Source organism: Croceibacterium ferulae, assembly GCF_003660445.1.
Taxonomy (GTDB): domain Bacteria; phylum Pseudomonadota; class Alphaproteobacteria; order Sphingomonadales; family Sphingomonadaceae; genus Croceibacterium; species Croceibacterium ferulae.
Map to the genome: position 1 here is coordinate 148,389 of NZ_QZVQ01000006.1, position 15,006 is coordinate 163,394.

Annotated in this window: 10 protein-coding genes; 7 read left to right on the forward strand and 3 right to left on the reverse strand. The window is 67.5% G+C overall.

The genetic code is table 11. From position 1 onward, the window contains the following. Window positions 1-20 precede the first annotated feature (20 nt). The 7 genes from D5S08_RS08220 (at window position 21) to D5S08_RS08250 (ending at window position 11,371) form a co-directional block, all read left to right on the forward strand. Window positions 21-1,109, forward strand: a complete 1,089-nt coding sequence (locus D5S08_RS08220; protein ID WP_241557300.1) for an FAD-dependent oxidoreductase — start codon at window positions 21-23, stop codon at window positions 1,107-1,109. Window positions 1,110-1,142: 33 nt separating this feature from the next. Beyond that, window positions 1,143-2,441 carry an ATP-dependent protease ATPase subunit HslU gene (gene hslU, locus D5S08_RS08225; RefSeq protein WP_121117395.1) on the forward strand — a complete coding sequence of 433 codons (1,299 nt, stop codon included), beginning with the start codon at window positions 1,143-1,145 and terminating at the stop codon, window positions 2,439-2,441. A 136-nt stretch (window positions 2,442-2,577) separates the two neighbouring features. Further along, complete coding sequence (locus D5S08_RS08230) at window positions 2,578-5,391, forward strand: TonB-dependent receptor (protein WP_121117397.1); 2,814 nt, start codon at window positions 2,578-2,580, stop codon at window positions 5,389-5,391. Next, the gene (locus tag D5S08_RS08235) at window positions 5,391-6,407 is read left to right on the forward strand and encodes a phytase (protein ID WP_121117399.1); all 1,017 of its coding nucleotides are present in this window, start codon (window positions 5,391-5,393) and stop codon (window positions 6,405-6,407) included. Before D5S08_RS08230 ends, D5S08_RS08235 begins: the two co-directional genes overlap by 1 nt. Window positions 6,408-6,468: 61 nt before the next feature. Continuing rightward, window positions 6,469-7,389, forward strand: coding sequence for a non-homologous end joining protein Ku (ku, locus tag D5S08_RS08240; RefSeq protein ID WP_121117401.1), 921 nt, complete (start codon window positions 6,469-6,471; stop codon window positions 7,387-7,389). Window positions 7,390-7,392: 3 nt separating this feature from the next. Further along, window positions 7,393-9,966, forward strand: coding sequence for a DNA ligase D (gene ligD / locus D5S08_RS08245; protein WP_121117403.1), 2,574 nt, complete (start codon window positions 7,393-7,395; stop codon window positions 9,964-9,966). 76 nt (window positions 9,967-10,042) lie between these two features. Continuing rightward, window positions 10,043-11,371: an alkaline phosphatase PhoX gene (locus D5S08_RS08250; protein ID WP_121117405.1), complete on the forward strand. Its 1,329-nt coding sequence runs from the start codon at window positions 10,043-10,045 to the stop codon at window positions 11,369-11,371. 21 nt (window positions 11,372-11,392) lie between these two features. On the opposite strand, the gene D5S08_RS08255 is transcribed toward D5S08_RS08250, so the two are convergent. The 3 genes from D5S08_RS08255 to cysD are packed head-to-tail and all read right to left on the reverse strand — an operon-like array spanning window position 11,393 to window position 14,996. After that, a complete protein-coding gene (locus D5S08_RS08255; protein WP_121117407.1) occupies window positions 11,393-12,178 on the reverse strand; it encodes a 3'(2'),5'-bisphosphate nucleotidase CysQ in 786 nt (261 codons plus the stop codon). Then, on the reverse strand, window positions 12,160-14,094 hold the full coding sequence (cysN, locus tag D5S08_RS08260; RefSeq protein ID WP_121117409.1) for a sulfate adenylyltransferase subunit CysN: 1,935 nt from the start codon (window positions 14,092-14,094) through the stop codon (window positions 12,160-12,162). Before cysN ends, D5S08_RS08255 begins: the two co-directional genes overlap by 19 nt. Beyond that, complete coding sequence (gene cysD / locus D5S08_RS08265; RefSeq protein ID WP_121117411.1) at window positions 14,094-14,996, reverse strand: sulfate adenylyltransferase subunit CysD; 903 nt, start codon at window positions 14,994-14,996, stop codon at window positions 14,094-14,096. The genes cysN and cysD overlap by 1 nt, the downstream gene beginning before the upstream one ends. Between the last annotated feature and the right edge of the window lie 10 nt (window positions 14,997-15,006).

Below are 15,006 nucleotides of genomic sequence, written 5' to 3' on the forward strand. Positions count from 1 at the left end.
GTGCGGTAGGTCGATCCGCGATGGATCGACGCCGCTTCCTGTCCGCTTCCGCAGCCTCCGCCATGCTGGCCGGCTGCGCCACGGCACAGCCTCCGCTCGCGCTTGCCCGGCCAGCGCGCCCGTGCCTGCCCCGCGTGAACGTGTCGGAGGAGCGGGTGATCCGCACGGTGGCGGGGCTGCGCCCGTACCGCGCCGGCGGTTTCGTGGTGCGGGCGGAGCCGCTCGGCGACAAGCTGCTGGTGCACAATTACGGTCATGGCGGCGGCGGCATCACGCTGTCATGGGGCACCGCCCGCCTGGCGGCCGATCTTGGCCTGCCGGGAACGGAGGGGCCGGTGGCCGTGCTGGGTGCCGGCATCGTTGGCCTCACCACCGCGCGGCTGGCGCAGGACCGCGGCCGGCCCGTGACGATCTACGCCGCAGCCCTGCCGCCCGATACCACATCCAACATCGCCGGTGGCCAGATCGTGCCGGCCAGCGTGTTCGAGCGGGACGCGGTCGACGCTGCGTGGCGCGCGCAGTTCGACGCCGCCTGCGCCTATAGCTGGCGTCGCTGGCAGCTGCTGGTGGGCGCCGATACGGGCGTGCGATGGCTGCCGACCTACGATGCGAGCACCGGACCGATCGGCTCCCCGGCCATGGCGCAGTTCCATGCCGGGCGGGAGATCATCGCTGCCGCTGACAGCCCGTTCGGCCGGCCAGTCGCGCGCTTCCAGACGATGTATGTCGAGGTCGGCCGTTTCCTGCGGCTGCTGACGGCGGAGTTCCTGGGCGCCGGCGGCCGCATCGCGGTGCGCCGCTTCGCCACCCCGGCCGAGATCGTCGGCTTGCCGGAACGCACCGTGTTCAACTGCACCGGCCTCGGCAGTCACGAGCTGTTCGGCGACACGGATCTGGTGCCCAAGCGCGGCCAGCTGGCGGTGCTGCTGCCACAGCCGGAGATCGACTACGCCTACACGCTGGGCGGGTACATGTTCCCCCGGGCCGACGGCATCCTGCTGGGCGGCACATGGGAAAGGGACGAGTGGGACGCGGTGACCACGCCCGATGCGATCGCCGGCATCATGGCGCTGCACCGGCGCATCAATGCGCGGGATTGTCCGACTTGAAGCAGCCGGCGGTACACCCCAATTGCCGCCGCAATGAACGACCTTACCCCCAAAGCCATCGTCGCCGCTCTTGACGAGCATATCATCGGCCAGACCGAGGCCAAGCGCGCCGTCGCTGTCGCCCTGCGCAACCGCTGGCGCCGGCAGCGCCTGTCGGACGAGTTGCGCGACGAGGTGACGCCCAAGAACATCCTGATGATCGGGCCCACGGGCTGCGGCAAGACGGAGATCAGCCGTCGGTTGGCCAAGCTGGCCGACGCGCCCTTCGTGAAGGTGGAAGCGACCAAGTTCACGGAGGTCGGCTATGTCGGCCGCGACGTGGAGCAGATCGCCCGCGACCTGGTGGAGGAGGCGATCCGGCTGGAAAAGGAACGCCGCCGCGAGAGCGTGCGCGATGCCGCCAGCAAGGCCGCGATGGAGCGGCTGCTGAACGCACTGGTGGGCGACAGCGCCAGCGAGGCCACGCGCGAAAGCTTCCGCCGCCGCATCATCGAGAATGCGATGAACCAGGTCGAGGTCGAGATCGAGGTGGAGGAAGCCCCCGCCATGCCGATGGAGCTGCCCGGCATGGGCGGCAATGTCGGCATGATCAATCTTGGCGACATGATGGGCAAGGCATTCGGCAAGACGCCGATGAAGCGCCGCAAGCTGCTGGTGCCCGATGCCTGGGACAAGCTGGTGGATGAGGAATCCGAGAAGCGGATGGACCAGGACGATGTCGCCCGGGTCGCGATCACCGCCGCGGAAACCAACGGCATCGTGTTCCTGGACGAGATCGACAAGATCGCCGTCAGCGATGTCCGCGGCGGATCGGTCAGCCGGGAAGGCGTGCAGCGTGACCTGCTGCCCCTGATCGAAGGGACCACCGTGGCCACCAAATATGGTCCCATGAAGACGGACCATGTGCTGTTCATCGCCAGCGGCGCGTTCCATGTGGCCAAGCCGTCCGACATGCTGCCCGAACTGCAGGGTCGCCTGCCGATCCGGGTCGAGCTGAAGGCGCTGACGGAGGCGGACTTCGTGGCCATCCTGTCCGACACGCGTGCCAATCTGGTGGCGCAATATCGCGCGCTGCTGGGGACCGAGCAGGTCAGTGTGGAGATCACGCCCGATGCCGTGGGCGAGATCGCCCGCATCGCCGCGCAGGTGAACGAGAGCGTCGAGAATATCGGCGCCCGCCGGCTGCAGACCGTGATGGAGAAGCTGTTCGAGGAGTTGAGCTTCGAGGCCGAGGACCGCACCGGGCAGACCGTCACCATCGATGCCGCCTATGTGCGCGAGAAGCTGGGCGAACTGGCTGGCAATGCGGATCTGAGCAAGTACATCCTGTGATGCTGTTGGGTGGCAGCGGGGCAAGTGATGCCCGGCTGCAACACCGGCGGCCTGCCATAAATCGGTAACGTAGCTGCCCCGCAACTGTCACTGATCGTGCCTAGCGGCCCCTGTCAGAGAACAGGGGAATACGCACATGCACTTCATCCGCCCGCTGCTGGCTTCCAGCGGCCTTGCCCTTGCCCTGCTGGCCGTGCCGGCGACCGCCGGGGAAGTCGCCGGCATGGTGGTGGATGGCAGCGACACGATCGCGCTGCGTTCGGCCAATGTGCGCATCGCGGAACTGGGCCGCGACGCCGTGACGGGCGCGGACGGGTCGTTCCTGTTCGCCGGCCTGCCTGCCGGCACCTACACCGTCGTCGCCAGCTATGTCGGCGCTCCGGCGCAGGAACTGACCGTCACCGTACCGGCCACCGGCACCGTGCGCGCCGACTTCGCGCTGGGCGGGGAAAGCGGGGCCATCCTGGTCTATGGCTATGGCGCCAATCAGGCGAGCGCCCTGTCCCGCAAGCGGGAGAACGACCAGGTGAGCGACGTGCTGACGCGCGACGCGATCGGCCAGTTCCCCGACCAGAACGTCGCCGAATCGATCCGGCGCCTGCCGGGCGTCAACGTGCTGAACGATCAGGGCGAAGGGCGCTTCGTTTCCGTCCGCGGCCTTGATCCCAATCTCAACGCCACCACACTGAACGGCGTGCGCCTGCCTTCGCCGGAAGGCGACATCCGGTCCGTGGCGCTGGACGTCATCTCCTCCGACGTGATCCAGAGCGTGGAGATCACCAAGTCGCTGACGCCCGACATGGATGCCGACACGATCGGCGCCTCCATCGATATCGAGACGACCAGCGCGTTCAACCGCGTGCGCGATGCTCTGAACGTGTCGCTAGAGGGCAGCTACAACGATTATGTGGGCGAGGTCACGCCCAAGGCAGCAGTGGATTTCGCCACCCGCGTCACGCCTGATTTCGGCATCTCGGGCGGCCTGTCCTATTACGAGCGCCGCTTCGAATCCGACAATGTCGAGGCAGAGGACTGGGTCGAGGGCGACGATGGCGCGATCTATGCCGAAGGCCTGGAATATCGCGATTATGACGTGGAGCGTGAGCGGATCAGCGCCTCGCTGAACCTGGACCTGCGGGCCAGCGACACGACCATGCTCTATGCCCGTGGCCTGTACAGCCAGTTCGAGGATCAGGAATATCGCCGCCGCACCATTTATGGCACCGGCAATGCCCTGGTCACCGCCAACGGCGCCAGCGGCGTGACCTTCGCCGACAGCGATGCCGCCAATCCGGGCGACGAATACGAGATCACGGTCGAGCGTGACCTGAAGGACCGGTTCGAGCAGCAGCGCATCCGCACGCTGGTGGTGGGCGGCGAGACCGACACCGACACCTGGCATGTGGAATATTCGGCCAGCTGGGCCCGCTCCACCGAGTACGAGAACGGCTCTATCGACCCGATCACCTTTGCGCGCGATTTCGCGGGCGAAGGGCTGACGGTCAACGCCGATTACAGCGATCGTCGCGTGCCGATCTATTCCGCGTCCGGCGTGAGCGACTTCCTCGACGCGTCGACCTACGAGCTGGACGAGGCGCAGATCACCACCCTGTCCGATGCCGAGGACACCGAATGGGCCGGGCGGCTGGACGTGGCGCGCAGCTTCCAGACGGGCAGCGGCAGCTTCACCGTGCAGGCGGGCGGCAAGATGCGCTGGCGCGACAAGCGGTATGACAACAACACCGATCACATCGAAGGTGCGGACCTGACGCTGGCCGACCTGCAGGGCCGGCAGACCTATCGCCTGATCGACATGGGCCCGGTGGTCGACAAGCTGTCGACCCGGCCGCTCCTGAACTCGGTCGCCGACCAGTTCCAAGTGGAGCCCGTCGACACCGCCTTCGACAGCGCGGCGTCGGACTATTCCATCCGGGAGGACATCGCTGCCGGATACCTGCTCGGCCGGTGGGACAGCGACACGCTGCGCGTCATCGGCGGCGTGCGCTACGAACGGACCGACAACACCATTCGCGGCAACACCGTCACGCTGGTGGAAAGCGACAATGGCGATCTGGTCAGCGTGGAGCCGGTGCTGGTGCAGCGCGAATATGATCAATGGCTGCCCAGCCTGAACGTCCGGCTGGAAGCGACCGACGACCTCATCCTGCGCGCCGCCGGCTACCGTTCGCTGGTGCGGCCCAGCCTGGGGCAGCTGGCCCCGCGCTTCCTGATCGAGGAATCGGATCGCGGCGAACGTGAAGGCGAGTTCGGCAACCCCGATCTGCGGCCGTATCGCGCATGGAACTTCGATGCCTCCGCCGAATGGTACATGAGCAGCAACGGCGCGCTGACTGTGGCCGCCTTCTACAAGGATGTGCGTGACTACATCGTCGACACCACAGTCCAGGACACCGACTATTTCGGCTTGGCGGTGGACGAGGCGACCGTGCCGATCAACGGCGACAGCGCCACGATCTACGGCGTCGAAGTCGGCTTCTCGCAACAATGGACCATGCTGCCGGGTGCGCTGGACGGCCTGATCACGCAGTTCAACTACACCTGGACCGATGCGACCGGAGATGTGCCGGTCGATGGAGATCCGGCGGACCTGCGGCAGATCACCCTGCCTGCGAGCAGCCGGCACACCTTCAATGCCTCGCTCGGCTACGACAAGGGGCCGATCTCCTTCCGGCTGGCCGGCACCTACCGCGACCGCTACCTGGACGAGCTGGGCGCGACGGCGGAGGAGGACCGCTATGTCGACGATCACTTCCAGATGGACCTGACCGTCCGGTACCGCGCGACCGACCGCATTCAGCTGTTCTACGACTGGATCAACATGAACAACGCCAAGTACTACGCCTACAACACCTTCGCGGGCCGGCAGAACCTGCTGCAGTACGAGGAATATAACTGGACCATGAAGGTCGGCGCGCGGGTGAGCTTCTGATGCGCGCGCTCCTTTCCCTGGCTCTGGCCGGCGTGTCGCTGGCGGGTTGCGCCACCACTCCGGCGATCACCGGCCTGCCGCCGGTAGCCGTCACCGCCACCGGAGAGACGACGCCGGTCGGCACCGCCAATGCGGATGCGGCGGACGATCCGGCGATCTGGCGCAATGCGGCGGACCCCGCCGCCAGCCTGATCGTCGCCACCGACAAGAAGGCCGGCCTGTATGTCTATGGCCTGGACGGCGCGGTGCGCAGCTTCGTGGACAGCGGCCGGGTCAACAATGTCGATCTGGTGGACATGGGCGCGCAGGGCATCATCGTCATCGCCAGCGACCGCAACGACGTGACCGCGGCCAAGGCGCAGTTGTTCCGCCTCGATCCCGCCGCCGCGACCCTGACCCGGCTGGCCACCCTGCCGGTCGGCGCAGGCGAGGCCTATGGCATGTGCGCCACGGGGCGGAACGGCGAGTTGCTGATCTACTCACCGGTCAAGGAAGGCGCGATCTACGAACAGCGGATCACGCTGGGCGCAACGCCCACGGCCGAGAGCCTGCGCACGCTGCGCGTCGCGACCCAGCCCGAAGGCTGCATCGTCGATCACCGCGACGGCACGCTGTTTGTGGGGGAGGAGGATGCCGGCATCTGGCGCTTCGCGGCCGGCGCCGCTGCGGGCGAGATGGTTGCCGCCGTGGACAACCGCTACCTCGTTGCCGATGTCGAGGGACTGGGCCTGGTACCCGAAGGCGCCACCGGCGGCTGGCTGGTCGCCAGCAGCCAGGGCGATAATGCCTATGCCGTGTTCCGCCTGCCCGACATGGCCCCGCTGGGCCGCTTCGCCGTGGTGCCGGGCGCGATCGGCGGGGCGGAGGAAACGGACGGCCTGGAAGTGATCGCCGGCGATTTCGGCCCCGATTACCCCGAAGGGCTGTTCGTGGCGCAGGATGGCCACAACCAGCCTGCGGCGCAGAACTTCAAGCTGGTATCCTGGGCTGCGATCAAGGCCGCGCTGGGCCTCTGATCGCGCGGCGGAAACGATTCATCGCGCAAAGCGCTGACGAGTCCATAGCAGGAGGTCAGCAATGGCAGCACGCGCCTATTGGCAGGGCCAGATCCGTCTGGCCCTGGTATCCATCCCGGTCGAGGTCTACTCCGCAGTGAAGAGCGGGGCGAAGATCAGCTTCAACCAGATTCACGAACCCAGCGGCAAGCGGGTGTCGTACGAGAAGGTGGTGGAGGGCATCGGCCCGATCGACCGGGACGAGATCATCAAGGGGTACGAGTTGTCCAAGGGCAATTACGTCCTGCTGGATGACGAGGAGATCGAGAGCGTCAAGATCGAAAGCCGCAAGACGCTGGAGCTTGTCCAGTTCGTCGAGGCGCACGAGATCGACCCGCTCTATTTCGAGAAGCCCTATTACGTCGCCCCGGCGGACGATCTGGCAGAGGAAGCGTTCGTGGTGCTGCGCGAGGCGCTGCGCCGGGCCAAGAAGGTGGCGCTCGGCCAGCTGTCGATCCGCGGCAAGGAGCAGCTGGTCGCCATCAAGCCCTGCGGCAAGGGCCTGCTGATGGAGACGCTGCGTTATGCCGACGAGGTGCGCGGCGGGCAGTCCTTCTTCAACGAGATCGACGATGTGAAGCCCGATGCGGAGCTGCTGGACCTCGCCACCACGCTGATCGACAAGAAGACCGCGCCCTTCAACGCGGCCGCCTTCCATGACAATTATGCCGACGCGCTGATGCGCCTGATCGAGAAGAAGGCGAAGTCCAAGACCGGCAAGAAGATCGTCGAGGATGCCGATGATGGCAGTGCCGGCGGCAAGTCGAACGTCATCGACCTGATGGCCGCGCTGAAGAAGTCGGTCGGCAGCGGGGCGGGCGCGGCGAAGGCGGCAGAGGAGAAGCCGGCGGCCAAGAAGGCACCCGCCAAGAAGGCGCCGGCAAAGAAGACCACCGCCGCTGCCAAGAAGCCGGCGGCCCCGCGCACCCGCAAGAGCGCCTGAGCCATGGCGACGGCAAAGTCGCGCAGGAAGGCCGATCCTCCCAAGGATGCAGCAGCGGACCTGCTGGCCGACTACAACCGCAAGCGCGATTTCACGAAAACCGCCGAACCCGCCGGCAGGCAGGAAGCCAGCGCCACCGGCAACCGCTTCATCGTGCAGAAGCACGATGCCACGCGGCTGCACTGGGACCTGCGGCTGGAGGTGGACGGCGTGCTGAAGAGCTGGGCGGTCACCAGGGGGCCGTCGCCCGATCCCGCGGACAAGCGGCTGGCCGTGCGGACGGAGGATCACCCCCTGTCCTATGCCGAGTTCGAGGGCGTGATCCCCAAAGGGGAGTATGGCGGCGGCACGGTGATGCTGTGGGATCGCGGCACATGGGCGCCGATCGCCGGCAAGAGCGCGGCCGATCTGGAGGAAGGCCACCTGCACTTCACGTTGCAGGGAGAGCGGATGGGGGGCGATTGGCTGCTGATCCGCCTCAAGCCCCGGCCCGGCGAGAAGCGCGAGAACTGGCTGCTGCGCAAGATCGCGGATGCCCATGCGCAGGAGGGCGACGTGCTGGTGGAGCGCTGCCTCACCAGCGTGCTGACCGGCCGCGCCATGGCGGAGATCGCCGCCGACACCGCCGGCGAATACTCGCTGGCGGGCAAGAAGGGCGATGCCTTCACGGCCGAGATGACGCAGGCCGCCAAGCGCAACGCCACCAAGGCCAGGCCTGCAGCGAAGCGCAAGGCCGCGTCCGGCACCTTGCCGGCTTTCCGCTCGCCGCAGCTGGCTACGCTGGTGGACAGCGTGCCGGCGGGCAATGGCTGGCTGCACGAGATCAAGTTCGACGGCTATCGCGCGCTGGTCGCGGCGGCGGGGCAGAAGGTCGCGGTGTATACGCGCAGCGGCAAGGACTGGACCGACAAGTTCGCACCGCTGGTGGCGCAGTTCCAGGCATTGGACCTGCCGCCCTGCATGATCGACGGGGAGATCGTCGCCTATGGCAGTGACGGCAATCCCGATTTTTCCAGCCTGCAGAACGTGCTGAAGCGCGGTCATGGCTCGCAGACGGACAAGGATGCCTTGTCCTTCCACGCCTTCGACCTGCTGGAGCTGGATGGCGAGGATCTGGCCGGTCTCACCAATATCGAGCGCAAGGAACGGCTGGAGGCGCTGCTCGCCACCGCCACGTCGCCGATCCACCTGGCCGACCATGTGATCGGCGCGGGCGAGAAGCTGCTGCAGGCGATGTGCGCTGCGGGGCAGGAAGGCATCATCTCCAAGCGGATCGATGCGAAGTATAGCGGCACGCGCAGCAAGGCTTGGGTGAAGGTCAAATGCACGCGGCGGCAGGAATTCGTGATCATCGGCTGGAAGAAGTCGACCGCCAAGGCGCGACCCTTCGCCAGCTTGCTGCTGGCGCAGAACGAAGGTGGGAAGCTGGTCTACAAGGGCAACGTCGGCACCGGCTTCGGCGCCGCCACGTTGGAAGACCTGGCCGCGCGCATGGGCAGGCTGACGCGCAAGACCCCGCCGGCAGAGGTGGACCGGGTGGCCAGCCGTGGCGTGACCTGGGTCAAACCCGACCTGGTGGCGGAGATCGCCTTTGCCGAGTTCACCGCCGACGGCAATGTGCGTCACGGCAGCTTCCTGGGCCTGCGCGGCGACAAGCCGGCGGACGAGGTGGTGCCGGAAACGCCCGAGGCTGCGCCCGACGCCGAAGCGGAGGTGGAGGCTGTCACCATCTCCAGCCGGGACCGGGTGATCTTCCCCGAATCCGGGCAGACCAAGGGGCAGCTGGCCGATTACTATGCCACGATCGCTCCGCTGCTGCTGCCCTTTGCCGCGTCGCGCCCGATCAGCCTGGTGCGCTGTCCGCAGGGGCGCGCCAAGAAGTGCTTCTTCCAGAAGCATGACAGCGGCAGCTTCGGCGACCATGTCCATCACGTGCCGATCCGCGAGAAAGACGGCAGTACCGAGGACTACCTCTACACCGAGGATGCGGCGGGCCTGCTCGCCTGCGTGCAGATGGGCACGATCGAGTTCCATGGGTGGGGGAGCCGGGTGGCCGATGTGGAGGCGCCCGACCGGATGGTGTTCGACCTCGATCCCGATGAAGGCCTGGATTTCGAAGCCGTCAAGCTGGCGGCGAGCGACATTCGCGACCGGCTGGCCGATATCGGCCTCGCCAGTTTCGCCATGCTGTCGGGCGGCAAGGGCGTGCATGTGGTGGTACCGCTCACCACCGGGCACTCGTGGGACGAGCACAAGGACTTCTCCAAGCGCTTTGCCGAGGCGCTGAGCATGGCGGAGCCCGAGCGGTTCACCGCCAACATGAGCAAGGCCAAGCGCACCGGGCGGATCTTCATCGACTATCTGCGCAACCAGCGCGGCAGCACCGCCGTCATGCCCTATTCGGCCCGCGCCCGCGCCGGAGCACCGGTCGCGGTGCCGATCGCCTGGGCGGAGCTGGCGCAACTTGCCGATGCGCACCCTTTCTCCATCGGCGACACGCAGCAATTGCTGGCGCGTGCGCGGGGCAAGGCGCTGGCGGGCTGGGGCCATGCGGAACAGGCATTGCCCGCCATATAGTTGACGCAACCGGGCAATATGGCCGAGGGCGAGGCGCACAAGCCGCCCGCCCGTCGCAAACCATCCCGGACCTGACATGACCTTCGCTTCCGACCGTCGCCGTTTCCTTGCCGCCACCGGCAGCGCCTTCGCCGCGCTAGCCGCCAGCGGATGCATGCGTACCCCGCTCGATGCGGCCGCCTTGCGCCCCGGACTGGGCTATGGCGCCTTGCAGCCGGACCCGGCGGGCATCCTCGATCTGCCGCCCGGCTTCAGCTATCGCGTGATCTCCAGCCTGGGCGATGCCATGGATGACGGCTTCACCGTGCCCGATCGCGCCGACGGCATGGGCTGTTTCGACCTGGGCAACGGACGCATCGCGCTGGTCCGCAATCACGAACTCCAGCCGCGGCATGATGGCGGCGGGGTCGCCGGCGCGGCGTTCGACACGCACGCCCGCAGCCTGGTGCCGCTGCCGGGCGGCACCACCACGCTGGTGCTGGATGCCGCCACGCTGGAGCTGCAGGCGCAGCATCGCTCGCTCGCGGGCACGATCCGCAACTGTGCCGGCGGCACCACGCCGTGGGGCAGCTGGCTGACCTGCGAGGAGAATACCAGCCGCGCCGATGGCAAGATCAACCAGGATCATGGCTGGGTGTTCGAAGTGCCCGCCGCCGCCACCGGGCTGGTCGATCCGGTGCCGCTGAAGGCGATGGGCCGCTTCGATCACGAGGCCGCCGCAGTCGATCCGGCGACTGGCATCGTCTACCTGACGGAGGACAAGGGCGACAGCCTGCTCTACCGTTTCCTGCCGGTGACGCCGGGCAAGCTGGTCGATGGCGGCCGGTTGCAGGCGCTGGTGCTGGCCGACGGTCCGGCCGACACGCGCAACTGGGAAGGGCGGATCGGGGCGGTGCGGCGGCAGGAGCGTGCCGTCCGCTGGATCGACCTGGACGATGTCGAAAGCCCGGCCGACGACCTGCGCCTGCGCGGCGCGGCGGCGGGCGCGGCGATCTTCGCGCGGGGCGAGGGCATCCATATGGGAGACGGCGAGCTGTTCTTCTGCTGCACCAGCGGCGGCGCCGCCGGGCTGGGGCAGATCTTCCGCTTGCGCCCCTCCGCCAGCGGTGCTGAGGACCGGCTGGACCTGTTTTTCGAGAGCGACAGCAAGGACCAGTTCGATTTCGGCGATAATCTGACCGTGGGCCCGAACGGCCATCTGGTGGTGTGCGAGGACCAATACACCGAAACGGTGGCCAATCACCTGCGCGGCATCACGCCCGATGGCGAGGCCTACCCGATCGCCCTGCTGCGGCAGCAGACCGAGCTGGCGGGCGCCTGCTTCTCGCCCGATGGCAGGACGTTGTTCGTCAACTTCTATAGCCCGGCGAAGACGGTGGCGATCACGGGGCCGTGGGTCGCCTGACCGGATGACCGGGGTGGCGGCCTACAGCGCCGCCACGATCCGCAGCACCCGCTCCGCCCACTCGGGCCGGCAGATCAGCAGGTCGGGCAGCCAGGTGTCCCGATTGTTGTAGCGCAGCGGCGAGCCGTCGATGCGCGAGCAATGCAGGCCGTGCGCGGCGGCGACCGCCACGGGTGCGCAATTGTCCCACTCATATTGCCCGCCCGAATGCAGGTAGATCTCTGCCTGCCCGCGCACCACGGCCATCGCCTTGGCCCCGGCGCTGCCCATCGGCACCAGCTCCGCGCCGATCCGCTCGGCCACGGCCAGCGCTTCGGGCACCGGGCGGGTGCGGCTGACGACCATGCGTGGGATGGCTTGGGGCGCGGGGAGCGTGATGGGGGCGTGGGAGGAGAATACCAGGCCACGGCCGTTCTCGCATTCGGGCCCCTCGCAATCGGGCAGGGCGACCGCGCCCGCCGCTGCCACGCCGTTCACGGCGAGGCCGACATGCACCGCCCAATCCCATCGCGACTCGCCGAACTCGCGGGTGCCGTCGACCGGATCGACGATCCACACGCGTTCCTTGCCCAGGCGCTCGGGCGTGTCCTTCGACTCTTCGGACAGCAGGCCGTCGTCGGGGCGGAGCGACCGCAGCGTTTCCATCAGCCAGGTGTTCGCCACCTTGTCCCCGGCGCCGCCCAGCGTCGTGCCGCCGAGCAGGTCGCAGCCGCGCACCTCCTGCAGGATGCGCCCTGCCGCGCGGGCGAGCCGCGCGGCGAGCTCGGCATCGGCGGCGAGATCGGGCGTCAAAGCGTCGGGCTCCATTCGCCCAGCACCTGCGCCACGATGATCTCCGCCGCCTGCTCGGGCGTCATCCGGGTGGTGTCGATGCGAATCTCCGGCTGCTCCGGCGCCTCGTAGGGGCTGCTGATGCCGGTGAAGTTGGGCAGCTTGCCCGCCCGCGCTTGGGCGTACAGCCCCTTGGTGTCGCGTTCCTCCGCCACCTGCAGCGGGGTGTCGACGAAGATCTCCACGAACTCGCCATCCGGAATCATGCCCCGCACCAGCTCGCGCTCGGCCCGGAAGGGGCTGATGAAGGCGGTCAGCACGATCAGCCCGGCATCGGTCATCAGCCGTGCGACCTCGCCCACGCGGCGGATGTTCTCCACCCGGTCGGCTTCGGTGAAGCCCAGGTCCTTGTTCAGCCCGTGCCGCACATTGTCGCCATCCAGCAGGAAGGTGTGCCGGCCGGCGGCGTGCAGCCGCTTTTCCACCATGTTGGCGATGGTCGACTTGCCGCTGCCGGACAGGCCGGTGAACCACAGCACCTGCGGCTGCTGTCCCTTCAGCGCGGCGCGGGCCGCGCGGTCCACGTCCAGCGCCTGCCAGTGGATGTTCTGCGCCCGGCGCAGCGCATTGTGGATCAGGCCGGCAGCGACCGTGGCATTGGTCAGCTTGTCGATCAGGATGAACCCGCCCAGCGCGCGGCTGTCGGCATAGGGTTCGAACACCAGCGGCCGGTCGGCCGTCACATCCGCCACACCGATGCCGTTCAGCGACAGGGTCTCTGCCGCCAAATGCTCCAGCGAATTGACGTCGATCTCGTATTTGGGCGCGGCGATGCTGGCGCTGACGGTCTGCGTGCCCAGCTTCAGCCAGTAGGCGCGGCCGGGGATCAGCGCTTCCTCGCCCATCCACACGATGCTGGCCTCGAACTGGTCGGCGGCTTCCGGCGGGTTCTCCGCCGCCGCGATCACGTCGCCGCGGCTGCAATCGACCTCGTCGGCCAGCGTCAGGGTGACGGACTGGCCGGCGACCGCCTGCTCCAGCGGGCCGTCGAAGGTCTCGATCGCCTTGATCGTGCTGGTGCGGCCCGACGGCACGATGCGCACGGCATCGCCGGGGCGCACGACGCCGGTGGCGATCTGCCCGGCAAAGCCGCGGAAATCCAGGTTGGGGCGGTTGACCCATTGCACCGGCATGCGGAAGGCGCGGGTCTGGGCGATGTCGTTGCCGACCTCCACCGTCTCCAGGTGCTGCATCAGACTGGGGCCGGCATACCACGGCGTTTCTGCCGAAGGCGCCGCGGTGATGTTGTCGCCCTTGAACCCGCTCAGCGGAATGGCGGTGAAATCCTCCACCCCGATGCTGGCGGCAAAGGCGCGGTAATCGGCCACGATGGCGTCGAATGTGGCCTGATCGTAATCGACCAGGTCCATCTTGTTCACGGCCAGCACCAGATGGCGGATGCCCAGCAGCTGGCACAGGAAGGAATGCCGCCGCGTCTGCACCAGCACGCCCTTGCGCGCATCCACCAGGATCACGGCGAGATCGGCGGTCGAGGCACCGGTCACCATGTTGCGGGTGTACTGCTCGTGCCCCGGCGTGTCGGCGACGATGAACTTGCGCCGCTCAGTGGAGAAGAAGCGGTAGGCGACATCGATGGTGATGCCCTGTTCCCGCTCCGCCGCCAGCCCGTCCACCAGCAGCGCGAAATCGATCGCCTTGCCCTGCGTGCCCACACGCGCGCTGTCTGCCTCCAGCGCAGCCAGCTGATCCTCGAAGATCATCTTGCTGTCATACAGCAGCCGGCCGATCAGGGTGGACTTGCCGTCATCCACGCTGCCGCAGGTGATGAAGCGCAGCAGCCCCTTGTTCTGGTGCGCTTGCAGATAGGCGCCGATATCCTCGGCGATCAGCGCGTCGGGGCGATAGGCGCGGTCTTCGGAATGGAGGGCCATCAGAAATATCCCTCCTGCTTCTTCTTCTCCATGCCGGCGCCGCCTTCGTCCTTGTCGATGGCGCGGCCCTGGCGTTCGCTGGTGGTGGTAAGCAGCATCTCCTGCACGACCTCCGGCAGGGTCGCCGCCTCGCTCTCCACCGCGCCGGTCAGCGGGTAGCAGCCCAGCGTGCGGAACCTGACGGAGCGCATCACCGGCTCCTCTCCGGGTTGCAGCGGGAAGCGGTCGTCATCCACCATCAGCAGCATGCCGTCCCGCTCCACGGTGGGGCGCGGTGCGGCCAGGTACAGGGGGACGATGTTGATCCCTTCGGCCATGATGTACTGCCAGATGTCCAGCTCGGTCCAATTGCTCAGCGGGAACACCCGGATGCTTTCGCCCCGGTGCTTGCGGGCGTTGTACAGGTTCCACAGCTCGGGCCGCTGGTTCTTCGGGTCCCAGCCGTGGCTGGCCGTGCGGAAGGAGAAGATGCGCTCCTTGGCGCGGCTCTTCTCCTCGTCCCGCCGGGCACCGCCGAAAGCCGCGTCGAAGTCATACTTGTCCAGCGCCTGCTTCAGCCCCTGGGTCTTCCACATGTCGGTATGCAGCGGGCCATGGTCGAACGGGTTGATGCCGCGCTCCATCGCCTCCGGATTATGGTGGACCAGCAGGTCCATGCCGGCATCCTGCGCCGCCTGTTCGCGCATGGCGTACATGGCCCGGAACTTCCAGGTCGTGTCCACGTGCAGCAGCGGGAAGGGCGGTGGCGCGGGATAGAACGCCTTGCGGGCAAGGTGCAGCATCACCGCGCTGTCCTTGCCGATGGAATACAGCATCACGGGTCGCTGCGCCTCGGCAACGACCTCGCGCATGATGTGGATCGATTCGGCTTCGAGCCGTTGGAGATGTGTCAGGCCCAGCATGATGGGGGCG